Genomic DNA, 24,328 nt, shown 5'->3' on the forward strand with positions numbered 1-24,328 from the left:
CGGGAGCATGCGTTTCGGCGTGACCGCCGGCGACGGCGGTCCGCTGACCGGTCACGTCGTCGTCACCGACGTCGTCACCGAGCGCGCGATGGCGCGCGTACCCGTCCACGGGACCGGGTGGACTCTCGACGTCCCGCCCGACTGGCCCAGCTCCCTGTACGTGGCCCGTTTCCACGACGACCGCCCCGAGACACCGGCACCCGAGCGCGACGCCGAACACGAGGTGTGGTTCGTCGTCCGCGCGGCACGGCCCGCGGCGACCTCGTCCGTACTCGTCTCCGTTCCCTTCGCCACCTGGCGCGCGTACCACCGTGCGGGACAACCGGGCCGCAGCATCTACTACGCGGAGGAGCCGGGCCGCGCCGCACGCGTGTCCCTCACGGAGCCCGGCGGCGGGCCGCCGCCCGAGCGCTGGGAGGAACCACTGCTGCGCTGGCTCCCAAGTGCCGGGTACCCGGTCGAGTTCTGTTCCGGTCTCGATCTGCACGACGGCGACGAACTCCTTTCCTCCTACCGGCTGCTGGTCATCAACGGCCACGACGAGTACTGGTCGGCCGGTATGCGCGACAGCGTCGAGGCCTTCGTCCGCAAGGGCGGCAATCTGGCGGTCTTCGCGGGGAACACCGCCTGGTGGCAGATGCGCCTGGAGGACGAGGGCCGCACGATGGTCTGTCACCGCGATGCCGCAGCCGACCCCGTCACCGCCGTCGACCCCCGCCTCGCCACCGTCGAGTGGTCCAGTTCGCCCGTCGACCGGCCCGAGAACTCCATGACCGGGGTCAGCTTCCGCAACGGCGCCGGGGCGTGGGGCGAGGGCATGGCCGTGATAGACCGCGATTCCTATACGGTCCGGTTCGCCGGTCACTGGGTCTTCGAGGGCACCGGACTCGCCGACGGCGACGCGTTCGCCCGGGGCGCACTCGGGTACGAGACGGACGCCGCCGAACTCGACTGGTCGGCAGGCGTGCCCCGGGCCACCGGACGGGACGGCACCCCTCGTTCCTTCGCCGTCCTCGCCACCGCGGACCTGCGGCACTGGCGTGCGTACGGGCAGGGCGGCTGGGCCACCATGGGTGTCTTCCGCATGGGCGCCGGCACGGTCTTCAACACGGCCACCATCAACTGGGGCCGTGCACTGTCCGATCCGGTCGTGGACCGGATCACCCGCAACGTCCTCGACCGTCTCGGCGGCACCTCCCCCCGTCCCTCCTGGCACACCGTCGGGCCGGCGCCGCGTCTGCGGGCGCTCGCCGCCTGCGAGGGCCTGCTCTTCGCCGTGGCCGAGGACGGCAGGACCCTGCTCCACCGTGAGCCGTCCGACCAGAACCTGCCGTGGGTCACCTGTCCGCCCGCGCCGGGGCCCACGCCGGAGATCCGGTGTCTGACGGCCCCGCGCGAGGCGTGCCGGCCCGTGCCCCTGGCCCTGCTCGCCGTCGGCACGGACGACCGGCTGCTCGTGCGCGCACCGGTGCCCGGGCCGGCTCCCTGGACCCCGGCGGGCAGGGTCCCCGCCGGGACGGCCGCTCTGGCGATGTGCGACAACACGCTCTTCGCGGTGACCCCGCACGACGACACCCTGCACCATCGGCCTGCCCTGCACCCCGAGGCGCCGTGGACAGCGCTGGGACCGGCGGGCAAGGCAACCTCCCTGACCGTGCTCAACGCCCGTCTGTACGCCGTCGGTCCGGACGGAATGCTCTCGCGCCCTCCGGTCACCACCGACGTTCCCTTCTCCCTCGGCAGCCCCTTCCCGGCGGTCAGGGCTCTCACCTCGTACGCGGGGAGGCTGCTCGCGGCGACCCATGACGATCTCCTCGTCAGCCATCCGCCGGTGTGAACGGGGCCGCCGGTGGACAGTCGCACCTGCGGCCGGGACGGGTGGGGTGACCAGGACGGCCGGGCAGCGGCGGGCCCGGTCACCTGGGAAGTGAGCCGGAGTTTTGGTGAGGCACGGTCCGCGCGGAGGGAGCCTGAGCCCTTCGGGCACCGTGTGGTTGACTGATCCGCATGGCCCCGTCTCCGCACCCGCCCGTTCGGCCATGAGCGCCGATCCGGCCGCGGCCACCCGGCCCCGCAACCGCAGGCAACTTATCGTCGAGGCGGCCGGCCGAGTCTTCAGCGAGCGTGGCTACCACGCGGCGTCCATGGAGCAGATCGCCGCCGGCGTGGGTATCAGCGCGGCGGCCCTGTACCGGCATTTCCCGAACAAGTACGCGCTGTTCGCGGAGTGCGCCGACCTCATGGCGGAACGACTGGTCGTCTCGCTCGCAGAGGTGCCGTCCGGGGCGGGCCTCGCGGAAGTGCTCAGCGCCGTCACCCGGGTCACCGTCGCGCATCGCGCGTCGGGCGGCGTGTACCGGTGGGAGGCCCGGTACCTCAACGGCGAGGATCGCCGGCATCTCAGGACGAAGTTCGGGCACGTCGTGGGGCGGGTCGACGAGGCGGTGCAGCGCGAGTACCCATTGCCCGACGAGCGCCTGCGGGCTGCGGCGGCCCTCGGTGCGATCGGTTCCATCGCGATGCACCACACCTCGATCGCTCAACGTCGGGCAGATGAACTGCTGCTGGCGTCGGCGCTGCGAGTGGCCGCGACCGATCCCGCGGCGAGCCGGAGCGACGCCCGTACCGTCGAGCTGCCCGACCGGCCGGTGCCGCGCACACGGCGCGCGGAGATCCTCGCGGCCGCCGTCCCGCTGTTCGCGCGGGACGGGTTCGCCAGTGTCACGAACGGCCAGATCGCCGAGGCGGTGGGGCTGGCCCCGTCGGCGATCTACCGCCACTACCCCGGCAAGGTCGACATCCTGGCGGCGGCGTGTCTTCAGGCGGCGGGGCTGCTGTCCCAGGGGGTGGACCGGGGTCTGCGCGAGGTGTTCGGCCCGCGGGACGCCGTCGTCGCGCTGGCGGCGACGTACGTGGCCTACAGCTTCGAGTACACCGCGCTCAACAGCGTCGCCGAAGCGGAGGTCGCCGGCCTGCCGGCCGATCTGCGCCGGCCCGTGGTCCTCGCGCAACGTGAACACATCGCCGTCTGGGAGGAGCAGCTGCGGCTGGCCCGTCCGGGGCTGGACCCGCGCCAGGCCCGGGTGTTGGTGCACGCGGGGTTCGGCGTGGCGGTCGAGGCCGGCCGCGCACTGCGGTGGCAGGACAGCCATGACCACCGCGACGCCGTGACCGCTCTGGTCGTGGGTGCCCTGGGCCTCTGAACGCCCATCGGAACCGGACACGCGACGGGAAGCCCGCGCCGCCGGGCGGCTCGGGTGGGAGTCGCCCGGGTGCCCGCCCCGCGGCGGGACCGCCGGGAGGCGGGCACCCTGTGGGGCCGGGCCGACGGCTCAGCCGGCCGGCCTGTTCCCCGTCGGAATCGTGATCGCGGTGGTGGTCGAGGAGCTGCCCTTGTTGAGGAACAGCATGGCTACGCCCCGCAGGAACTGGTCGAACATGTAGAAGGCGCCGGGCGCGACGGGCGACAGCCCCTCGCGGAAGAGGATGAAGGCCGGCCATACCGTGCGGACCAGGGCCGCTGCCGCGTAGTCACGCGGCAGCCTCAGCCAATCGCCGACCTCGTTGCTGAGGGCGTAGCGCACGAACTCGTTCAGGAACCCACGCGTGACTCCGAGATCGATCTCCGCGGTCAGACCCAGCAGCACCTCGGCCAGGTCGAGGCCCTCGGGCGTCGGGGCGAGGATCGGGGTGAGCACCTGGGCCGACTGGGCCTCCGCGGCCGCCCAGGTCTTCGGGATGAACTCGTCCGGCACGCCGAGCAGGTGGATGGCGACCTGCCACGAGTGCAGGAACGCTTCCTGGTCCGCCGCCGACATCGGGATCCTCCAGTCGAGCATCTTCCTGTGCACGAAGGTTCCCAGGCTGTGGAACGTGACCAGGATGTCGGCGGCGCTGATCGGGACGGCCTGGTCGGCGCCCGCCTTCCAGTGCGGCGACTGCGGCAGCAGGTGACGTACCGCGCCGTGCACGAGTCGCGTCTTGTTGGCGGTGACGACGAACTGCCCCGTCGGCTTGAAGGCGTCCAGCTGGGACAGGTCGTAGCCGAACGTGAACGTCTTGGCCGCCCGGTCCTTCATGTCGGCGCCGCCCACGGACCAGTACACGCTTCTGGCCTCCCTCGGGATCACGGTGCTCATGATCCCGCTGCCGAGGCCGTACAGCATGAACAGGTAGGTGTCCTTGCGCCGGTTGAAGTCGGCGGCACGGGCAAGCTTGACGGGGTCGGCCCAGGACGGCAGCGCGTTGGCCTTCTGAAGATGTGCCCTGAGCTCGGCCGGCAGGCCGCTGGGCAGCGCGTCCCCGTTGTCCACCCACTCGGCCATCGCTGCGTTGACCGACGGAACCTGGCCGTTCTCGAGCAGCGAAACCATCAGAGGATCCACCGCACTGTCCCAGACGTATTCCGGATCGGCGCCCGTGCCGGTTCCGGCCACCGAGTCCGCCGACGCCCATGCCTTGGCGGGGGCAGCCACGCCCACGAGACCGAGTGCGACACCGAGGGACAGGAATCGTCGCCTGTCGGGATTGTGCATTAACTTACCCGCTTCCCTGCTCGACGAGATGACGCTGGATGTCCTTTCGCCATTGCCAGTTGCTTCATGACCATGCATTTCATGACCATGCATCGGATCATGCTGAGCAATGTGATTATTGATTAACATAGCGAGGCGTGCCGCGGTCGGCAATGGCCATGACCGAGGCTACGCAGGGCCCGAGAAGCGGCCAAGGTCCGGAATCTCGGCCAGGCCGACCAGACGAGCCAACGCCCCAGCCGGCCGAGACAGCACGAACGGCCACGAGCTTGACGGAGAGTCACATTCGCAGCCCTACGCGCCCCGTGCCCGACAATTGAACAGCTAGGGGATGTTCCGTACCTTGAGGTCACAAAACGGTAGCCCTTGTCGCAAGAAGGAAGGGAGTTTCGCATGACGCCGAAGCAGCCCAGGACCGAGCTCGACGCCCGCTACAGCTCCGCACTCAACCCGCGCCCGGGTGCGGAGAACGTCACCGCCACCGACTGGGCCGAGGCACAGCGACGGCTGCGGACCGCCGAGGTCTTCTGGATCACCACGGTCCGGCCGGACGGCCGACTGCACGTCACGCCACTGATCGCCGCCTGGCACGACGGGGCACTTCACTTCAGTACCGGGGCGGGCGAGCAGAAGGCGAAGAACCTGGCCGGCAATGCCCATTGCGCCCTCACCACCGGGCACAACTCACTCTCCGAAGGCCTCGACATCGTGATCGAGGGCACGGCGGAGCGGGTGACCGTACCGGCGCGGCAGGACGAGGTCATCGCCGCGTTCGAGGCGCAGTACGGGGACCACATCACCTCGCCGGAAGGTACCTTCTACGGCTTCGGCAACGGCATCCGCAGCGGCAGCGAGCTGCTGTTCGCCGTGGCACCCGGCACGGCGTACGGCTTCGGGCACGACGGCCAGGTATTCAGCCACACCCGCTACAGCTTCTAGGGCACGTACGGCCCGACACCGCGAATCCCGTTGCCGAAGATGTCGCCGATCGCGACAGGAGGACGCCACGGACGCTCCCGCAGCCGGCGACCGCAGCCGTTCCCGCCTGTCAGTGGCAGGTGTCGAGGAAGGTGGTCGGGACCATCGGCAGGTGATCGACGAGATCTTGCACCCGGGCGTAACCGGCGCGCGAGGGCAAGGGCTGCGCAGATCTTCGGGGGCAGGCGCCGCGCGATTCCTACTGCGGGGCCCTTTTCGGCGATCGCATCGTTTGCGCCATGCGGCAGGGAAGTGGCGCAAACACACATTGCCCGCTTCGCTTCCCGACGCGCAGTCTAGAAGCGCGGGAGCGCTCCCATGGATCGAACAACCTCACCGATCCCGGCACCCACCGGAGAGAAGAAGATCATGTCTTGTCATGCGCATGCCAAGCATCTGTGCTTTATGGGGCTGCGGGCAGCGCCGGGGCAGCGACTTCTGGACGGTCGTCCCGGACGGGCGACCGAGCAGCGGTCGGATCGGGAGCGGTCACCACGACTAGCTGGATACCGCGGGCGCGTGGAAGTCCACGGACTTCTCCGACGCGCCGGAGTGACCTCGAACCGGTCGCCCTGACCGGCCCCGGTGACGCCCTCGCTGCGACATCGCGTCCGCAGGGGTGCGCCGGCGGGTGCGAACCACTGGTGTGCGCGTACCACCGCCGTGCAAGCGTCCTCGACTCTGGAGCCGACATGTTGTTACGACGCCGCTGGACCGGGCAGCTCCTGCTGGCCCTCCTGCTGACCGCCCTTGCTCACTCACCCGCCACCGCGCCCCAGTCCTTCGCGGCGGCCCCGCCCGCGACGGCGGACACAAGGCCGGCCGGCGCGGAGGCGGACCCCTCGTCCGTCCCCCTGCCTTCGCTCCGTGCGACCACCGCCCAGGTCGCCTCCGGGCTGAGACGGCCCACCGCCCTTGTCGCCCCCGACGACGGGACGGACCGGTTGTTCATCACCGAGAAGTCCGGCACCGTACGCGCGTACCACCCCGATACCGGCCTGGCCCCGGCGCCGCTCATCGACATCAAGTCGGCCGTGGACGAATCGGGCAACGAGCGCGGCCTGCTCGGCATCGCCGTCCCGCCCGACTTCGCCGACAGCCACCACCTGTACCTGGCGTACACCGCACTGCCCGACGGTGCGGTCACTCTCGCCCGCTACCGCCTCGACGAGTCCCGCCTGGAGGTCCTGCTCTCCCAGCCGCACGCCGAGTACAGCAACCACAACGGCGGCCAGCTCGCCTTCGGCCCCGACGACAACCTGTACTGGAGCATCGGTGACGGCGGCGGCTCCGCGGACCCCTTCCGCTCCGGGCAGCGCCTGGACACCCTGCTGGGCAAGGTCATGCGCATCGACGTGAGCCGCGGCTGCGACCCGCTCCCCTACTGCGTTCCCGGCGACAACCCCTTCGTGGGCACCCCCGGCGCACGCGAGGAGATCTGGCTGTACGGTCTGCGCAACCCGTGGCGGTTCTCGTTCGACCGCGCCGACGGCTCGATGTGGATCGGCGACGTCGGCCAGGGCCGTTGGGAGGAGGTCGACCACCTCCCGCCCGGCGACGGAGGGCTGAACCTCGGCTGGTCCTGCTACGAGGGCCTGGAGAGGTTCGCAGGCGGCGACTGCGTGCCCGGCGAAAAGTACACCGAGCCGGTTTTCACCTACTCCCCGTACACCGGCGGCTGCTCGGTCATCGGCGGTCACGTCTACCGGGGCCAGAAGTACGCCGACCTCGTCGGCGGCACGTACATCGCCACCGACTACTGCTCGTCCACGGTCTGGGCACTGCGCCCCGACGGCGAAGGCGGCTACGAGCAGGCCGAGATCGGCGAGATGCCCACCCAGGTGACGTCCATCGGCACGACCGTCGACGGCGAGTTCTACGTGGTCAACGATCTGCCCGGAGGGCTGCACCGGGTGTCCTTCGCCCGGGAGGAACCCGCCTGCCGTGTGAACCTCACCGTGCAGTCCTGGGGCACCGGCACGACGGTCGACCTCACCGTCACCAACACCGGCAGCACCCCGGTGAACGGCTGGACGCTCGAGTTCCCGCTCGCCCTCGGGCAGACCGTCACCTCCGACTGGAACACGGACCTCACCCAGGGAAGCAACACGATCACGGCCACCGACGCCTCGCACAACGCCATGATCGCTCCCGGCGCGAGCATCACTCTCGGCTACCTCGCCCAGCACAGCGGTGACCCGTCGTCGCCGCCACGGTTCACGCTGAACGGGGACGCCTGCGCCGTCGGCCGCTGAGCCGTCTGCACCGACGCTCTCCACGTCACTGCGCAGGTGAGTGCGGTCCGGAGCTCCTTACGACGCCTGCGCCGTTCAACGGAGAACCGCCCGTGCGCACGTCGGGAGTGCGCACGGGCGGTCGTGTCCGCGGGGCACTTCGCACCCCGCGAGCGTGTCGTGGTCACAGGCCCCGAGGGCCGTCACCCGCCGCTGTGGACTCGGCCAGCTTCTGGAACTCGCCCAGGTCGTAGTTGGTCAGTGCCGAATCGAGGTTGGTCAGGGCACCCAGGTGCTCCACGAACCCGCTGGGGTCGTACTCGATCTGCAGGGCAACCCGGCTGGAGGTGTCGTCGAGCCGGTGGAAGGTGACCACGCCTGCGTGATGCACACCCTCGATCGTCTTCCAGGCGATCCGGTCCTGCGGGACGACCTCGGTGAGCTCCGCGACGAAGCTCTTGTCGGCACCCGGCAGGGACAACTGCCAGGAGAACCGGCGCTCGTCCATCGGATCGACCCGCCGCACATGGCTCAGGAACTTCGGCCACTGCGACACATCGCTCCACAGAGCCCAGGTGACGCTGACGGGCGCCTTGATGTCGACGGTCTCGACGAGGGAGGAGGACATGAGCAACAACCTTTCTTTCGCTCGGTTACGCCTTGCGCTGCCGACTACCCGATACGCGGCAGCGCACGCATGCCCCGCCGCCATCCGGCCGCCTGCCGCTGCGACCGGGTGGCGGTGGGCCTCGAATGAGGGGGTAGGAGAAAGGGGAGAGCCGAGCGAGGAGGGGTCGATGACGAAGGACATGTCGCTGCGTGCGGTGGGATGGGCTCAGTCGTTTCCCGTATCGCACGGGGTAAGGGCCGGCCGCCGCTGGACCCGGGACCACCTGGCATCCCTGGGGTGGACAAGAGACGCTCCCGAAACCGTGGACGCGATACTGCTCACGGTCTCCGAACTGATCACCAACGCGCACGTGCACGCACACAGCGACGCCCAGCTGATCCTCACCTGGGACAGCCGCTGCCTGCACGTGAGCGTCCACGACTCCGATCCTGTGCCCCCCGCCCAGAAGCCCGAAGACCTCACGGGGACCGGTGGGCGTGGACTCGCCATCGTCGACGCGCTCGCCGACGGATGGGCCACGCACCCCCAGGCGTCGGGCAAGACCATCACCGCCTGCTTCGTTCCTCCCGGCGCCCCGAAGCCCCCGCACGGCGAGGCCATCGACTGATCCCCGGAAGTGAGCCTTGCGGGCCGAGCGGCGACGTGTCCGGAGCAGCACGGCCCGTGTCAGTGGGACGGCGACGCCGAGCCACCGTACCCGCGCCCGCCCCACTGCCGGTCACCGCGGCTACGCGCACACCTGGGCGAACCTCCGTGTGAACACCGACCAGGCCGAGACCGCCGCGCCCTCGTCGGCCAGGGCCTCGGTGTGCAGCAGGTCCCTGTCGAATCCCTGACGGGCGAGTCGCTCCCGGTCCCAGCCGCCGATGCGCCGGGCCTCCGCCTCCGGGTGGAACTGCACACCCCAGGCCCGCGCCCCGACCCGGAATGCCTGGTGGGGACAGGTCGCACTGGACGCCAACCAGGATGCACCCGGCGGGAGTTCGGTGATCGCGTCGACGTGCCGCTCGATCGCGGGAACGGTCGCGCCGAGCCCGTACAGCAGCGGGTCGTCGGCGGCTTCGGGGCGCAGCAGGATCTGCGTGCTGCCGAACTCGGGCTGCCCGTGACGCCCCCGTACGCTGCCGTCGGCCACCTGTGCGAGCAACTGGCCACCGAGGCAGATGCCGAGGAAGGGCGTGCCGTCATCCAGCGCCTGGGCGACGAGGCGGCGGGTGGCCGGGAGCCAGGGAGCGCGCTCGTCGTCGTCCGGCAGGAAGTCGCCGCCGAGCACGAGGAGCGGCCTGCCGCCGAGCGCCCGGGGCAGGGCCTCACCCTCGTAGGGACGCAGCACTTCGAGGCCGATCCCCGCCTCGCGCAGCCAGGCACCGACCCGGCCGGGACCGCCGTTCGTGGTGTTCTGTACGACCACGGCGGTCGGTGGGTCCGGTACGTGCGAGGGCGTCATCGCCTCGGCTCCCCTGCTCGGCATCTGCGTGCGCTGCGGTGATCTCCTGCTGCTCCCCGTACGTCCCGCGTTCCACATTCTCACCTGTTCGCCGCCGAAAGCGGTGCGTGTTCGCCAAGGCCGAAGCTCGGGGATCAGGGGGCCGGCCGGGGACGCGACAAGGGCACGCCCTGGACCGGGGCCCGGAACCGGCACGTCTCCGCGGGAGCGGCTTCTGCTGTGGTCGACGGACCGGCAGCTCCGGCAGCCTGGCTTCCGTCGTCGCATCACCTGGACCAGCGATACCGACGCATCTGTTGTAGCGTCGACGAAACCGGCATCGAGCTGCACGAAGAGCCGTCGGCTCGCCTCGCACCACCCCTCCCGTCCGAGCGATTCGGCCGTCGTTCAGTTGGACGGCCGTGACGTCCGAACGGCGCGGGGCGGGCAGAATTGCCTTGACCCCGTCCACCAGCGACTGGGTGCACACGGTCGTCCCGTGCGCGCCTGAAGAGGGGGCCCGGTGTCATCCGACCCGCCGGGGGAAGAACATGCTCCTGGTCCGCTGTGGTCGGAGCCGGGCACCCTGCTGGAGCACGTTGCCGTGGCCGTCCTGGGCATCGACGACCGCAATGAGATCTGCTACTGGGGGCCGGGCGCCCAGCGACTCTTCGGCTACGCGGCCACGGACGTTCTGTCCAGGCCCGCCGCGGCCCTCTTTCCCGTAGCCCCGCGGGACGCCACGAGCGCGGCCGAGCGGCTCACGGAGCGCGGCCGGACCCTGGGCTACTGGCGGACGAGGATGTCGGCCCTGCACCGGGACGGAACCCTGTTCGACTGCGGCTTCCGGGTCTTCCCCGTGACGGGCGAGCACGGCCGTTCCGTCATCGTGGGCCTGGCCAGCAGGAGCGACGAACTCGACCGGGTGAAGACCAACCTCGCCTTCCTCGACGCACTCTTCGAGACGTGCCCCATCGGCCTCGTCATGCTCGACGAGGACCTGCGTTACGTCCACCTCAACCAGGCCCTCGCCGACATGGACGGCATCCCGATCCAGGACCACATCGGGGTGCCCATGACCGACATCATGATCACCTCGGACGGCGGTGAGTACCGGCGACTGCTGCGCGCCGTCGCGGACGAGGGCCGGCCCGTCGTGAGCGCACTGGTCGGTTTCCGCACACCCGGACACCCCGACCGTGACCAGGTACGTTCCGTGAGCTTCTTCCCGCTGAGCCAGGCCGTGGGCACGCGGCCGGGGCTGGGCGGCCTGCTCGTGGATGTCACCGACCGCGAGCGGGCGATCGTGGAAGCGACCGCCGCGCGGCAACGCCTGGCTCTCCTCGACCGGGCCTCCACCCGGATCGGCACCACCCTGGACGTGAACGTGACCGCCCGCGAGCTGGTCGAGGCGGTCGTTCCGGACTTCTCCGACGCGTCGGTCGTCGAGGTGGTGGAGTGGGCGGACGAGCGTGAGGTGTTCGACCCGGCTGCTCCTCTGATCACCCGCCGGATCGCCTCCGGAACCAGCCTGCCACCTCCCGCCACCGAGCTCGTGAGCGGACTGGCGAGGGTCACCTACCCGCCGGGCTCCACGATCCACGAGATGATCCGCACCGGCGGCCCCGTGTGCGTACCGGTCAACGACGAGTTCATGACGCGCACCGTCATCCACCGGGCCCGCGTCCGACTGCTTCTCGACAGCGGCCTGACCAGCCTGCTCCTCGCTCCTCTCATCGCGCGGGGAACGGTGCAGGGCATCGCCATGTTCGGACGTTCCGCCGCCCGCCCCGACTTCACCGAGCAGGACCTCAGCCTGGCCGGCGAGCTCGCCTCCCGCGCCGCGCTCTGTCTGGACAACGCCCGCCTCTACAGCCGCGTCCAGGACATCGCGCTCACCCTCCAACGGGCCTTGCTCCCCAGCGCCCTCATGGCCGGCCCGTATGTGCGGACCGCACACAGGTATCTGCCCGGCAGCCACATCAGCGAGGTCGGCGGCGACTGGTACGACGCGATCGAGCTGCCGGGCGGCCAGGTGGCGCTCGTCGTGGGTGACGTGGTGGGACACGGCGTCCCGGCGGCTGCGGCGATGGGCAGGCTGCGCATCACCGCCAAGACCCTGGCCCGCCAGAACCTGGAACCGAACGCCGTGCTCGAGGAACTCGACGTGTGCGCGCAGGAAGCCGGGATCGAGCTGGCGACCTGCCTCTACATCCTCTACGACCCCGCGACCGGCGAAGCCCGCATCGCGAACGCGGGCCACCCCCCGCCTCTGGTCCGGCGGCCCGACGGCACGGTCGATGTCATCGACGAGGTCCTCGGGGTTCCCCTCGGCGTCGGCGGCTTCCCGTTCCGCACGGCCGAGATCGAACTCCAGGAGGGTGCCACCCTGGCCCTGTACACCGACGGTCTCGTCGAAGCGGGCGGTGACATCGGCGAGGGCATCGAGGCCCTCCGTTCCCAACTCGCCCGTGCCGCAGGGGGACTGGAGGCGACGGCGGACGACATCCTTACGCGCATGCTGCCGTCCGCGCCCACCGACGACACGGTGATCGTCCTCGCACAGGTGAGCCGGACATCGCCTCGACAGGCCGGGGCAGGCCCGCGTGACGGTTAGCGAGCCGGCGGTCGGTCGCGGGCCGGGGCGAGCTCAAGTGCTCAACGCGCAGCGGCCTGCGCGTAGTCCGGACGGTGCTCGGCGCACGCGACTGCGATCGCGCCGAACGCCGCGGTATGAAGCAGCCGTTCGCGCCTGATCCAGCCTCACCATTGAGGCTGCGGGCCCGACCGCACCGGCCGCGCCGTCGCCACCCGGTGACTCGTGCACCGTACAGACACACACCCACCGCCGTGTACATGCTCGATAGGTTGTACCCGTGCGCGAGCCGGGAGGATGGACCGGGCGGACCGGAAGAGGTCTGCTCTGCGCTTCGGCATGCCTGATTCTGGGCATGGCGAGCCACGCCTCGGCCGGCGGACGGCTGCCGGGCACAGGTCCGCTGGCGCTGATCCTCGTCACGCTGACGGTGCTCGGCTCGGTGTTCCTCGGTGACCGCCGACGCCGCTTCGATGTCACGGTGCTGGCGCTGGCCGGAACACAGTTCGCCCTCCACCTCGGTTTCCACCATCTCTCGATGCCCGAAGCCGGCCATGCGGCACATCAGATGACGGGCCGACACATGGTCATGGGCCCGGCAGACATGGCCGAGCGCGGCATGGGGCTCTCCCTGTCCTCCGCCATGACCTCGGCCCACGCGGTCGCCACGGTCGGGACCGCGCTGTGCGTCATCTACGGAGAGCGCGTCCTGCGAGGGCTGGCCGCCCTGGTCCTCCCGGCCTTCTCCTTTCGCGATCCCCCGGTCCTCCCTGTCACCCCACGGCTCCAGCCCGTACCCGTGTCGTCGGCGCATCCCCGATTCGGGGTGCTGCTCGCTCGTTCCCGGACCCGGCGGGGTCCTCCCTCGGCAGCCCCGGCCTGACGCTCCCCCTTCCGCGTTCCATCGCACCGGCTGTTCACCGGTGCGACGCATGCGCACGGGCGGAGCCGGGCCGGGGCGATCGCGCTGCACCGTCACCCCGACGGAAACACCTCACCGACTTCGCGGCGTCCCCGGCTCGTCCGGCGGACGCGCCCACCTGAGGGATTCGCATGCCTTTCGAAACCGAAGAACCACCACAGAACGACCGCCGTCGTGTCGACGCCCCGCCTCCCGCGGCGGCAACGGTCGCCGTCGCCGAGCCCGCCCCCACCCCTGCGGACGAGCCCGGGCGCGACCGCTCCTGGCAGGGCGTGAGGGCCCTGCTCGTCCGGCTGCACTTCTATGCCGGCATATTCGTCGCACCCTTCCTGATGGTGGCCGCCCTGACCGGCCTGGCCTACACCTTCACGCCGCAGCTCGACCAACTCGTCTACGGCGACCAGCTGCACGTCGAGCAGGCCGGCGAGGCGCCCCGTCCGCTGGCGGAGCAGATAGCCGCCGCCAGGGCCGCACACCCGGAGGGCAGCCTGGCCTCCGTCGTCACCCCTCCCGGACCGGAGGACACCACGCGGGTGGTGCTGTCCCTTCCGGAGCTCGGTGACAAGCAGCGCACCGTGTTCGTCAACCCGTACACCGCCGAGGTGCAGGGTGACCTGACCACGTGGTTCGGATCGACTCCGCTCACCACGTGGCTCGACGACCTCCACCGCAACCTGCACCTGGGCGAGACCGGCCGCCTCTACTCGGAGGTCGCCGCGAGCTGGCTCGGGGTGATCGTCGCCGGCGGTCTCGTCCTCTGGCTCGGACGCAGCCGTGGACAGCGGGCCGGATCCGCACGGGGCGTTCTGCTCCCCGACCGTTCGGCCCGGGGCGTGCGCCGCACCCGCAGCCTGCACGCGGCCACGGGCGTGTGGCTGGCGCTCGGTCTGCTCTTCCTGAGTGCCACCGGCCTGACGTGGTCGCACTATGCGGGCGAGCGGTTCGGGCAGCTGCTGGACGCGGCCAGGGGCCACGCTCCCGAGTTGGACACCGCGCTTCCCGGCGCTCAGCCGCCCGCGGAGGACAAGGGCGGGGAACACGCCGGGCACGGCACCGCGGAGGAGTCCGCCGCGGCGGATCCGGCCGACTTCGACGCGGCCCTGGCCGTGGCCCGGGACGCCGGCTTGGGCGGCACTGTGGAGGTGACGCCTCCCGCCGACAGTTCGGGCGCGTGGGTCGTGGCCCAGGGCGACAACGTCTGGCCGGTGCACTACGACCAGGTCGCTGTCGACACCGCGAAGGGCGAGGTGACCTCCCACAGCCGGTGGGCGGACTATCCGCTCCTCGCCAAGCTCAGCAAGCTCGGGGTGCAGGGGCACATGGGCGTGCTGTTCGGCATCGTCAACCAGATCGTGCTGGCCGCGATCGCGCTCGGCCTCACCGCCGTGACCATCTGGGGCTACCGCATGTGGTGGCAGCGCCGCCCGACCCGCGACGACCGCAAGGCGGTACTCGGCACGGCGCCCGCCCGCGGAGCCTGGCGCCGGTTGCCGCTGCCCGTGCTCATCCTGGGCATACCCGCCGTCGCCGCTCTCTGCTGGGCGATGCCGGTCCTGGGCGTGACCCTGGCCGCCTTCCTCGTCCTGGACGTGGTGACGGGACTGGTCCGGCACGTGCGTGCCGCGTAGGAGGCAGAGGGCCCGGAGGGTGGGGCAGCCCCCTGCCCTCCGGGCCCGGCGTCAGTCGGTTCCGCTAGCGCACCAACTGGTCCGTGAAGCCGTTGCCGAAGACCCGGTGAGGGTCGAGCCGGTCCAGGATGGAGACGGCTTCGGACCACTGCCCGGCGCCGTACGAACCGGGCACCGCGGACTCGATGATCTGCTCGTCGGCCCAGGCCGCCCTATCCGTATAGCCCCAGCCCTTGGACCACTCGACACGCGCGAGCGCGTATTCGCCGTCGAAGGTGCTCATCAGGAAGCGTTCCAGTTCCCGGTAGAACGCGTGGGCTCCGGGTGAGGTCGGCTGTGTCAGCACGTCCACCCACACCACACAGTCATACTCCGGGTGGTCCGGGTGCGGACGGATGACGGAGAGCAGCGGCGGGCGTGCGCCCGGCGCGGCGGAGTCAGCGGGCTGGTCGAGGCCGCTGACCCTGATTTCCACCTGCCCGTTGATCGGGAACCTGCCCGCCGCGGCCCAGGCCGCCAGCCGTTGCTTGTAGTAGCCGGCGAACTCGGAGACGACGCGCTGGACGTCGGCGCGGCGGGTGAGGATCCCGTACCCGTTCGCGGTCTCACGAAGCGTTGTGGGGCGCAGGTAGAACTGGAGGGCGTGCGAGGGGCCCCACAGGTCCTTCGCAAGGGTGGCGGTCAGTCCGGTCGCCGCCACCGTGTACTGCGCGGCGCCGAGCAGCGGCGCGAGATGCCAGGAGCCTCCGACGACAAGTCCGGCCAGCCGGGCGACCGCGGTCGGCACTACGTCGCTGAACGGGTAGTTGTACGGGCTGTGCACCGGCCTGGAAGTGACCGGGCGCTCAGGGCTGAGGCTCCATACCTTGAGCCATGGCCGGTCGGTGAAGGCGAACCAGATCGTCTCCACCCGCCCCGACTCGGCCATGAAGTCCGCGAAGGTGTTCCCCTGGGCGGCGAGGGCGCTGCCCGGGGCGGCGAACAGTTCGTCGGCTGTGAGGTCGACGCGGCTCCGGCAGCGCAGCGGTATGTCCTCGCCCGCCTGGATCTCGGCCTCCACGACGAGGCCGCGCCCGAGGTGGGTGGCCAGCGCCTCGCACTCCTCGTCGGTACCTCGGCGGAAGGTCTTCACGACGTACGCGTCCTGGTCCGGGTCCCAGACAACGGCGGTGAGGGACAGGACGAGGTTGCTGAGGCTGCCGTAGGTGTGGCCGGGGCGGGCGGACTCGCCGTCCGCGGGGACACTGGTGCCGTGGGCGTCGATGGCCAGCGTGCCACCCAGGGTCAACACCCCAGGTGCGGGGGTGTTGGTGACGCCCAGTCCGTGGTCGGCGAGGAAGGCCATCAGCGTTTCGAGGGTCACGCCGGCCTGCGCACGCACCGCACCGGGGGCGCCGACGGGCGGGGTCGTGAGTTCCATGTGCGTGAGATGCACGGTGGTGTCCAGCAGGAGGACCTGCGCGTCGCGCTCGGTGGACGGGGTGATGGTCAGGGGCGACCAGTTGTGCGCCTTACCCCGGGCACGCAGCCGCCAGCCATTGGCACGGGCCCAGTTGGCGAGGTCGGCGAGGTCCTGCCCGGTGCGGGGCGCGCACGCCCACAGCCCGCCGTGGGTGATCTCGCCGGCCCAGTTGATGTAGGGGGAGAGGTAGGGCACGAGCGCAGCGGGAAGTTCAGGTGCGGCCGTCGGGACGATGACCGGCGCCGCCGCGGCCGGGGAGGCTCCGGCGATGGCGGCACCGAGCGGGATGCCTAACGCTCCGGCAGCTGCCGCGGCTCGCAGAACACCACGGCGGGAGAGGCCGGTGGGCTCGGAGGAACGGGAGGAGGCGACAGGGCGCGAGGGGAACTCCGAGTGATCAGACATGAACTGAATGTATGGGGCTCCGGCACGTCACCGACGCTCCATGGCAAAACTACCGAGTACCTGCACCGGAAAGTCGGACAACGGCAAGTCGAAGTCGTCCGCTACCAGTTCGTGGCTGCTCGGTCCGCCCGTAGGCCTACGCTGCCCCGTCTCCCGTGTGTGCGACATTGCACCCCCCGACGGCATCTTCCCCTTTCGAACTTTTGGAAGGCGACGGGGTCAGCGGGCGGGTGGGACGAACTCGGGCTGGTCGAGCAGGCGCAGCCAACTTCCGTCGGGCTGGCGCCTGACCACCTGCGCCCGCGCGCCGGCACCGTCCTTCGGCAGGGTCGAGGTGAGGGCGATGTCGCCGCTGATCAACGTCGGCAGAGGCTGTTCCTGCTCGAAGCGGGGACCATTGGCCAGCACCTTCTCCCACAGGGCGCGGATCGCATCCCGCCCCACCGTCAGCTCACCGGGCGGGTAAGCCATCACTGCATCCACTTCGTAGAGCGCGGCAGCCCCGGCCGCGTCACCGGCGTTGGATCGCTCGACGAACAAGCGGGTGATGTCCTCGGGCCGCATGGCCTTCTCGTACTCCGGCATGGGTTCCTCCTGACGTAGGGCTTCGGCTTCTCAGCCTGGTCGCCCACTCACCAGAAGTCCAACAGATGGATCTTCTACGAACTAGAATCTGCAGTCATGGAGCTGAGGCAACTGGCATACCTCGTCGCTGTCGCCGAGGAGCAGAACTTCACCCGCGCGGCCGAGCGTGTGCACATCAGTCAGTCCGGCATCAGCGCCCAGATCCGCCGGCTCGAACGGGAGGTCGGTGCCGAGCTGTTCGACCGTTCGGCCCGAACCGTCACCCTCACCGTCGCGGGGGAGGCCGCGCTCGGACACGCCCGGACCGCACTCGCCGCAGCCGGGGCAGTCGGCCAGGCCGTGGGCGAGGTGACCGAGCTGATCCGGGGTCGGCTCACCGTCGGAATGGTCATCGGCTGCACCATCACCCCGCTGTTCGACGCTCTCGCCACATTCCACAAGGCACATCCCGGAGTGGAGATCTCGCTGCTGGAGGACAGCTCCGACCGGCTCGCCGACGGGGTGCGTACCGGAGCCGTCGACGTGGCACTCATCGGGGCCGCAACAGCCACCCCTGACGGGCTGGAGGCGCTGACGATCCTCAGCGAACGGCTCATCGCGGCAGTCCCGGCCGGGCACCCCTTGGCGGAACAGCGGCGGGTCACCCTGCGCGACCTGACCGCCTACCCGATCGTATGCATGCCACCCGGCACCGGCCTACGCACGGTATTCGACCAGGCTTGCGCCGCACAGGACATCCAACCCTCGATCGCGCTGCAAGCCAGTGCCGCGGATGCCATTGCCGACCTCGCCGCCCGCCGGCTCGGCGTCGCCATCCTCAGCGACTCGATGGCCGCGCGCTATCGAGACCGGCTCACCGCCCGCACCATCGATGACATCGAAACACCAGCATTGCTCGCCCTGATCTGGAAAAGCACACACAACCCCTCGGTACGCGAGCTGCTCGTGCACAGCCGGCAAGCATTCACGGACCTACTGGAGCTGGACCGGTAGAGGTGTCCAGCGGCTCCGCCACCAACTCACGGGCGCGCCGCCAGGAGGCAACAGACCTTTGGGTTCCCTCTGAACGGCCTTCAGCTTTCACGAACTCACGGAGCTCGACGGGCGTGAGTGGTCGGCACAGAAGGCAGCGACGAGATTGATCACGGCCTTCAGAGCGGCCCGGACGCTTCTCGTGTTTCAGTCAGTGCCCGTCAGATACTGGACGGCTCGGGTCCAGCGGCTCCTGCGCCCGGCGGGGTTGATCAGGCCGAGGTAGGTCTGCTTTCGGGAGCGCTCCCAGGCAGCCCCTTGCCGCAAGAGCGCGCCGCATCCTCCCGCCTTCCCTGACCTGCCACTTCGGAATTCGCGGAACGCATTTCGTTCCGATGGGTTGTCAGGGACACGCAGCACTCTTACAGTCCCCTACAAACCAACGCATGGGAGCGCTCCCATTTCAGTCCATCGTGCGCTCCGACTCCCTGATCGCCCATCCGGCCGTTCCTACCGACACCGACGCCCCGGCGCCGTCCCCACCCACCTAGCCGCCGAGCTCGCCCGGGCACCCCGTCCGCCCGATCCACGCCCACCTCCCCGAGGGTTCCGCCACCGGACGGTGACCGCACGGGGCAAGCCCGACCGAAGACAATCCCCACACAGGCACAGGAGACACCATGACTCGACGCAGGAAACAACTTGCCTCCCTGGCAACGGTGCTCGCGACGTTACTCAGCGGGTTGGCCCTGACGCTGCTCGGCCAGGGCAACGCGCAGGCGCACGGCGTGACGATGACGCCGGGGTCGCGTACGTACCTCTGCATGCTGGACGCCAAGACCAGCACCGGCGCTCTGGACCCGACCAACCCGGCGTGCAGGGCAGCGCTCAACGAGAGCGGTGCGACCGCGCTGTACAACTGGTTCGCCGTGCTCGACTCCAACGCGGGCGGGCGAGGGGCCGGTTACGTCCCGGACGGAAAGCTGTGCAGCGCCGGCGACCGGTCGCCGTACAACTTCACCGGATACAACGCCCCCCGCGGCGACTGGCCTCGGACGCACCTGACCTCCGGGAACACGATCCAGGTCAAGCACAGCAACTGGGCGGCGCACCCGGGTTCGTTCCGGGTGTACATGTCCAAGCCCGGCTACTCGCCCACGACCGAACTGGGCTGGGACGACCTGGAGCTGATAGAGACCGTCACCAACCCGCCGCAGACCGGCTCGCCGGGTGCGGACGGCGGCCACTACTACTGGGATCTGAACCTGCCCTCGGGCCGCTCGGGCGACGCGGTGATGTTCATCCAGTGGGTTCGCTCCGACAGCCAGGAGAACTTCTTCTCCTGCTCCGACATCGTCTTCGACGGCGGCAACGGCGAAGTCACCGGCATTCGCGGCTCAGGCACCATCCCGACCCCGACCCCGACGCCGGACCCCACCACCCCGACTCCGGACCCCACACCCACCGACCCGCACTCCGGGTGCATGGCCGTCTACAGCGTGACCAACTCCTGGAGCGGCGGCTTCCAGGGTTCTGTCGAGGTCATGAACCACGGCACGACAGCGCGTGACGGCTGGGCGGTGAAGTGGACGCCAGGCACGGGCGCCAAGGTCAGCAGTGTGTGGAACGGTGCGTTGACCACTGGGTCCGACGGCACCCTCACGGTCAAGAATCTGGACTACAACCGGACCATCCCACCGGACGGCAGTGTCACCTTCGGATTCACGGCGACATCGACCGGCAACAACTTCCCGATCGGCTCGATCGGCTGCGTCAACCCGTAGCCGCTGAGTGAAGCAGTGCCGGTCCCGCACGGTGCGGGACCGGCACCGCTGTGCCTCCGGCCTCGGTACGGCATGCGCTCCGGCGCCTGGGTCGGCCTGCGGTTCGGCCGATGACGCCGGCGGCAACTCGGTCGACCAGACCCTGCTCCGCACATTCCAGGTGTCCTGACCCGGCTTGCCTTCGGAGGTGCGCAAACCGCCCGGCCCCATGGGTCGGGCGGTTTGCGCACTGCCACGGTGCACGACGATGGTCAGCGGGTGCGCAGGGGGTCGATGACCGCGCCGGGGTTGAGGATCCCGGCAGGGTCGAGGACCTTCTTGCCTGCCTGGAGTGCTGCGGCGAACAGGTCGGGGCGCTGGCGGTCGTACCACGGGCGGTGGTCGCGGCCCACCGCGTGGTGGTGGGTGATGGTGGCACCGCCGGTGATCAGCGCTTCGGAGACAGCCTGCTTGATCTCGTCCCACTGCTCGACGGTCCTGCCCCACGTCCCGGCTGCGTAGATCCCGAAGTACGGTGCCGGGCCGTCCGGGTAGACGTGCGTGAACCGGCAGGTCACCACACCGGCCGCGCCGACCTGCCGCATGGCGTCCTGGGCTGCGGCGTCGACCGCCGCGCGCAGGGTGTCGAACCGGTCCCACGTGCAGGCCGTCTCGAACGTCTCCACGATCATGCCCTGCGAGGCAAGCGCGTCCCGCTGGTAAGGCATCCGGACGAAGGAGTTGCGCCAGGTGTCTGCGGTTCCCGTCCGTGCGGCCCGGTCGCTGGAGTCGGTGAAGCGCGGTTCCTCGGTCAGGGTGCCTCCGTGGTCCCGGCACAGCTCCAGCGCGCGATCCATGGAGGCGTTGACGGGGTGGTCGGCGGATTCGAAGCCGAGCACCAGGACGGCCGTCGGCGCGCCGGCGTTGATGAACGCCTCCATGGGGTCCAGGAGGCGGCAGTTGGCGGGGTTCAGTCCGGACTGGGACAGGGCGCGTACGGCGCGGACGCCTGCGGCGTGGTCGGCGAAGCCCACCGAGGCGCCGGCGCGCCACCGGGGCCGGTCCTGGAGACGGACCCAGGCTTGGGTGATGACGCCGAGCGAGCCCTCCGAGCCGAGGAACATCCGGTCGGGGGACGGCCCGGCGCCTGAACCCGGGAGCCGGCGGGATTCGATGACACCGCTGGGAGCGATGACCCGCATCGACTCGGTGAGGTCGTCGATGTGGGTGAGGCTCGTTGCGAAATGGCCTCCCGCCCTGGTGGCCAGCCAGCCGCCGAGGGTGGAGAACTCGAAGGACTGGGGGAAGAAGCGAAGCGTGTACCCCTCGGGCCGCAGCTGTTTCTCCAGGTGGGGGCCGAAGACTCCGGCCTGGACGAGCGCGGCCCGGCTGGTGCGGTCGATCTCCTGGACCTGGTCCATCGCGCCCAGATCCAGGCTGACCACCCCGGCGTAGTCGTCCCCCACCCTCGGTTCGACCCCTCCTACCACCGATGAACCGCCGCCGAAGGGGACGACCGCGATGTCGGCGCCACTGCACCAGTCCAGCACGTGGACGACCTGGGCCTCCGAGGCCGGGCGCACGACGAGGTCGGGCACGTCGGGCAGTTGCCCCAGCAACGCCCGTACGACATCGCGGAACGCCTGCCCGTGACTGTGCGCGAGCCGGTCACGCACCTCGGCGGAGGCGATCGACGCCAGCCCCGGCGGGGCCTGGACCTTGCTCGGTCCCACCCCGAACGCCTCCACCGGGGGCGCCTCGTGCACCGTCAGGTCGGCGCCCGGCAGCATGGCCGCAGTACGCCGGGTGATCTCCGCACGCTCCGCACCCGTCACGGCGTCTTCGACGTTTCCCCATCCCCACCACGAACGCGTCTTGCCACTCACTGCCGCACCGCCGATCTGAACACTCGGTAAGTTACCTGATCGTCACTTTGGCATAGGGTGCAGCCATGGACAAGCAGGAGAAGGCCACCCGCGCGGTCGGAACCAAGGGAATGCCCCGCGCGGACAGGGAGAGGCTGATCCTCGACGCGGCGGCACGGGAGTTCGGCACCAAGGGCTACGCCCGCGGGTCGACCGCGGTCGTAGCGGCACTGGCAGGGATCAGCAAGCCCATGATCTACGAGTACTTCGGTTCCAAGGACGGCCTCTACCTGACCTGCCTGGAGCACGCCGGTTCCCGTCTCGTCGAGGCCGTCGCCGCGGCACAGAAGGGCCCGTCCGACATCACGCGCGCCGCGCGCACCATGGAAGCCATCTTCCGGGCGCTGGAAGCACGCGTGCACGACTGGGCACTTGTCTACGACGTGACCCTGCCGGACGACGGTCCTCTCCATACGGCGGCCGCCGTCCACCGGCAGGAACTCAACCGTCTCGGAGCCGTCGGCGTGGCCGAGTTCTTCGACTCGTCCGAGGCCGTCGAACCGCTCGACGCCGACCTCGCCACCCACCTCTGGTACGGGAATGTGAGCGCGGCGGTCGCCTGGTGGCGCCATCATCCCGACCAGAGCGCCGACGAGATGACCGCACGCTTCGAGCGCATCTTCGCGGTGCTCCACCCGTATAGGTCCGCCGCACCGGCCGCTGACCGGAGGGAAGATGACGGGTGAGCCCTACCAGCGGTAGGGGACGGCGGCTCCGCGATCGCCGCAGCCACGCTGATCCCGATGATGCGCGGCATGACCGGCGAGATGCCGTAAACAAAACCCCCGCTGATCTGCGGATCCCACGCAGCCGCTGCTCACCCGCACCGGACGCGCCTCCCGGCCGTACACGGTGCTGGTCGGTCCTCGCTGTCACGCGGCCTCGGCCGGCGGGCGAGCTCAGGATGCTCGGCGCCGAGGAAGCCGTACGGCCGTGCTGAGGCGCGGTCGGTCTGAATGCTGCGTACGCTGGTTCGGGGGCTGTGCTCGGGATGAGGATCGGATGGTCCGTGAGGCCGGAGATCGATCACAGTGCGTTGTTCGCCGCGACGCCGAGCCCGTATCTGGTGCTGGCGCCGGATCTGGTGATCGTGGATGTCAACGAGGCGTACCTGCGGGCGACCGGCCGTACCCGGGCGGATCTGATCGGACAGCAGATGTTCGACGCGTTCCCCGACAATCCCGCGGACCCGGGCGCGGACGGGGTGAAGAACCTCGGGGCATCGCTGGGGCGGGTGCTGGCCACCGGTGAGGCGGACACCATGGCGGTGCAGAAGTACGACATCCCCGTGGTCGCGCAACCCGGTGTGTTCGAAGAACGCTGGTGGTCCCCGGTGAACACCCCGGTCAGGAGCGCGGACGGGCGGGTCGCGTGGATCATCCACCGAGTGGAGGACGTGACCGCGTTCATGCGGTCCCGCCGGTTCCGCGGCCGAGGCGAGGGTCAGCGGATGACCGAGCGCGAGGAGGGGATGGAGGCCGAGCTGTATGCCCGCGCGCGGGAGCTGCAGCGGCTGAACGAGGAACTGCGGGCGGCGCACGCCCGGGAGCGGGAGGTCGCCGTCACCCTGCAGGAGGCGATGCTGCACTCCCCGGACCTGGCCCGGCACGACAACGTGGCGGTGCGCTATCTGCCGGCGATCGGTTCGCTGAACGTGTGCGGCGACTGGTACGACACCGTCGACCTGGCCGAGGGACGGTTCGCCGTCGCCGTGGGCGACGTAGTCGGGCACGGGCTGGAAGCGGCCACCGTCATGGGCATGCTCCGCAGCGCTCTGTCCGCGGCCTGTCGGGCGGTGGCCGGGCCGGCCGGGGCACTGGAAGTGCTGGGGATGTACGCCCGCTCCGTCGACGGCGCGCTCGCCACGACCGCGGTCACCGTGCTCGTGGACACGCGCTCCAAGCTGCTCGTCTACTCCAGCGCCGGGCACCCGCCGCCGGTGCTGCTGCACACGGACGGCACGTGCGAGCTGTTGGACCAGGCCACCGACCCGCCGCTGGGAGCCAGGATCGAGCACGTTCCTCGACCGCAGGCCGGCACCGCCTACCGCCCGGGCGACACCCTCGTCCTCTACACCGACGGCCTGATCGAACGCCGCGACGAGGACATCGACGCCGGCCTGGACCGGCTCACCACCGCCCTGGGCGACCTCGCCGGCCTCGGCCCGGAGCGTCTGGCCGACGCGCTGCTCGCGCGGCTCGGGGTCGCCGGCGGAGCCGGCGACGACATCGCCCTCGTCATCGTCCGCGTCTGACCCGTGTAATAC

At 70.4% G+C, this 24,328-nt stretch carries 18 protein-coding genes; 12 read left to right on the forward strand and 6 right to left on the reverse strand.

Going from position 1 to position 24,328, the window contains the following annotated elements; genetic code table 11:
- Window positions 1–7: 7 nt before the first annotated feature.
- Window positions 8–1,837: a N,N-dimethylformamidase beta subunit family domain-containing protein gene (locus ABZS61_RS20580; protein WP_356423121.1), complete on the forward strand. Its 1,830-nt coding sequence runs from the start codon at window positions 8–10 to the stop codon at window positions 1,835–1,837.
- A 202-nt stretch (window positions 1,838–2,039) separates the two neighbouring features.
- Entirely contained in the window at window positions 2,040–3,203 is a 1,164-nt protein-coding gene (locus ABZS61_RS20585; protein WP_356423124.1) for a TetR/AcrR family transcriptional regulator, read from the forward strand.
- A gap of 129 nt (window positions 3,204–3,332) precedes the next feature.
- Here the strand turns inward: ABZS61_RS20585 and ABZS61_RS20590 are convergent, their stop codons facing one another.
- Window positions 3,333–4,535 (reverse strand): oxygenase MpaB family protein, encoded by a 1,203-nt coding sequence (locus ABZS61_RS20590; RefSeq protein ID WP_356422930.1) that lies wholly within the window; start codon window positions 4,533–4,535, stop codon window positions 3,333–3,335.
- A 393-nt stretch (window positions 4,536–4,928) separates the two neighbouring features.
- On the opposite strand from ABZS61_RS20590, the gene ABZS61_RS20595 reads away from it, so the two are divergent.
- Together ABZS61_RS20595 and ABZS61_RS20600 are read left to right on the forward strand one after the other, a co-directional pair.
- Entirely contained in the window at window positions 4,929–5,474 is a 546-nt protein-coding gene (locus tag ABZS61_RS20595) for a pyridoxamine 5'-phosphate oxidase family protein (protein WP_356422933.1), read from the forward strand.
- A 731-nt stretch (window positions 5,475–6,205) separates the two neighbouring features.
- The gene (locus ABZS61_RS20600; protein ID WP_356422936.1) at window positions 6,206–7,768 is read left to right on the forward strand and encodes a PQQ-dependent sugar dehydrogenase; all 1,563 of its coding nucleotides are present in this window, start codon (window positions 6,206–6,208) and stop codon (window positions 7,766–7,768) included.
- A 163-nt stretch (window positions 7,769–7,931) separates the two neighbouring features.
- On the opposite strand, the gene ABZS61_RS20605 is transcribed toward ABZS61_RS20600, so the two are convergent.
- The gene (locus ABZS61_RS20605) at window positions 7,932–8,375 is read right to left on the reverse strand and encodes an SRPBCC family protein (RefSeq protein ID WP_356422939.1); all 444 of its coding nucleotides are present in this window, start codon (window positions 8,373–8,375) and stop codon (window positions 7,932–7,934) included.
- Window positions 8,376–8,544: 169 nt separating this feature from the next.
- Between ABZS61_RS20605 and ABZS61_RS20610 the strand changes: the two genes are divergently transcribed.
- On the forward strand, window positions 8,545–8,985 hold the full coding sequence (locus ABZS61_RS20610) for an ATP-binding protein (protein WP_356422942.1): 441 nt from the start codon (window positions 8,545–8,547) through the stop codon (window positions 8,983–8,985).
- Between the two features lie 120 nt (window positions 8,986–9,105).
- On the opposite strand, the gene ABZS61_RS20615 is transcribed toward ABZS61_RS20610, so the two are convergent.
- Window positions 9,106–9,825, reverse strand: a complete 720-nt coding sequence (locus ABZS61_RS20615) for a type 1 glutamine amidotransferase (RefSeq protein ID WP_356422946.1) — start codon at window positions 9,823–9,825, stop codon at window positions 9,106–9,108.
- A gap of 502 nt (window positions 9,826–10,327) precedes the next feature.
- On the opposite strand from ABZS61_RS20615, the gene ABZS61_RS20620 reads away from it, so the two are divergent.
- From ABZS61_RS20620 to ABZS61_RS20630, 3 genes are all read left to right on the forward strand, one after another.
- On the forward strand, window positions 10,328–12,421 hold the full coding sequence (locus tag ABZS61_RS20620) for a SpoIIE family protein phosphatase (RefSeq protein WP_356422949.1): 2,094 nt from the start codon (window positions 10,328–10,330) through the stop codon (window positions 12,419–12,421).
- Between the two features lie 334 nt (window positions 12,422–12,755).
- Window positions 12,756–13,283: a hypothetical protein gene (locus tag ABZS61_RS20625; RefSeq protein WP_356422952.1), complete on the forward strand. Its 528-nt coding sequence runs from the start codon at window positions 12,756–12,758 to the stop codon at window positions 13,281–13,283.
- A gap of 170 nt (window positions 13,284–13,453) precedes the next feature.
- Window positions 13,454–14,950, forward strand: coding sequence for a PepSY domain-containing protein (locus tag ABZS61_RS20630; protein ID WP_356422955.1), 1,497 nt, complete (start codon window positions 13,454–13,456; stop codon window positions 14,948–14,950).
- 64 nt (window positions 14,951–15,014) lie between these two features.
- On the opposite strand, the gene ABZS61_RS20635 is transcribed toward ABZS61_RS20630, so the two are convergent.
- Together ABZS61_RS20635 and ABZS61_RS20640 are read right to left on the reverse strand one after the other, a co-directional pair.
- Window positions 15,015–16,817 (reverse strand): cholesterol oxidase substrate-binding domain-containing protein, encoded by a 1,803-nt coding sequence (locus ABZS61_RS20635; RefSeq protein ID WP_356422958.1) that lies wholly within the window; start codon window positions 16,815–16,817, stop codon window positions 15,015–15,017.
- A 219-nt stretch (window positions 16,818–17,036) separates the two neighbouring features.
- On the reverse strand, window positions 17,037–17,402 hold the full coding sequence (locus ABZS61_RS20640; protein ID WP_356422961.1) for a nuclear transport factor 2 family protein: 366 nt from the start codon (window positions 17,400–17,402) through the stop codon (window positions 17,037–17,039).
- 96 nt (window positions 17,403–17,498) lie between these two features.
- Here ABZS61_RS20640 and ABZS61_RS20645 point away from each other — a divergent pair, with 96 nt between their 5' ends.
- Together ABZS61_RS20645 and ABZS61_RS20650 are read left to right on the forward strand one after the other, a co-directional pair.
- Entirely contained in the window at window positions 17,499–18,395 is an 897-nt protein-coding gene (locus tag ABZS61_RS20645; protein ID WP_356422963.1) for a LysR substrate-binding domain-containing protein, read from the forward strand.
- Window positions 18,396–19,054: 659 nt separating this feature from the next.
- Complete coding sequence (locus ABZS61_RS20650) at window positions 19,055–20,158, forward strand: lytic polysaccharide monooxygenase (protein ID WP_356422965.1); 1,104 nt, start codon at window positions 19,055–19,057, stop codon at window positions 20,156–20,158.
- A 251-nt stretch (window positions 20,159–20,409) separates the two neighbouring features.
- On the opposite strand, the gene ABZS61_RS20655 is transcribed toward ABZS61_RS20650, so the two are convergent.
- Window positions 20,410–22,023 (reverse strand): FAD-binding oxidoreductase, encoded by a 1,614-nt coding sequence (locus tag ABZS61_RS20655; RefSeq protein ID WP_356422968.1) that lies wholly within the window; start codon window positions 22,021–22,023, stop codon window positions 20,410–20,412.
- A gap of 65 nt (window positions 22,024–22,088) precedes the next feature.
- On the opposite strand from ABZS61_RS20655, the gene ABZS61_RS20660 reads away from it, so the two are divergent.
- Window positions 22,089–22,748, forward strand: a complete 660-nt coding sequence (locus ABZS61_RS20660) for a TetR/AcrR family transcriptional regulator (RefSeq protein WP_356422971.1) — start codon at window positions 22,089–22,091, stop codon at window positions 22,746–22,748.
- Window positions 22,749–23,071: 323 nt separating this feature from the next.
- Window positions 23,072–24,316 carry a SpoIIE family protein phosphatase gene (locus ABZS61_RS20665; protein WP_356422974.1) on the forward strand — a complete coding sequence of 415 codons (1,245 nt, stop codon included), beginning with the start codon at window positions 23,072–23,074 and terminating at the stop codon, window positions 24,314–24,316.
- The last annotated feature ends 12 nt before the right edge of the window (window positions 24,317–24,328 follow it).

Source organism: Streptomyces sp. NPDC005566 (genome assembly GCF_040605575.1).
Lineage (GTDB): Bacteria > Actinomycetota > Actinomycetes > Streptomycetales > Streptomycetaceae > Streptomyces.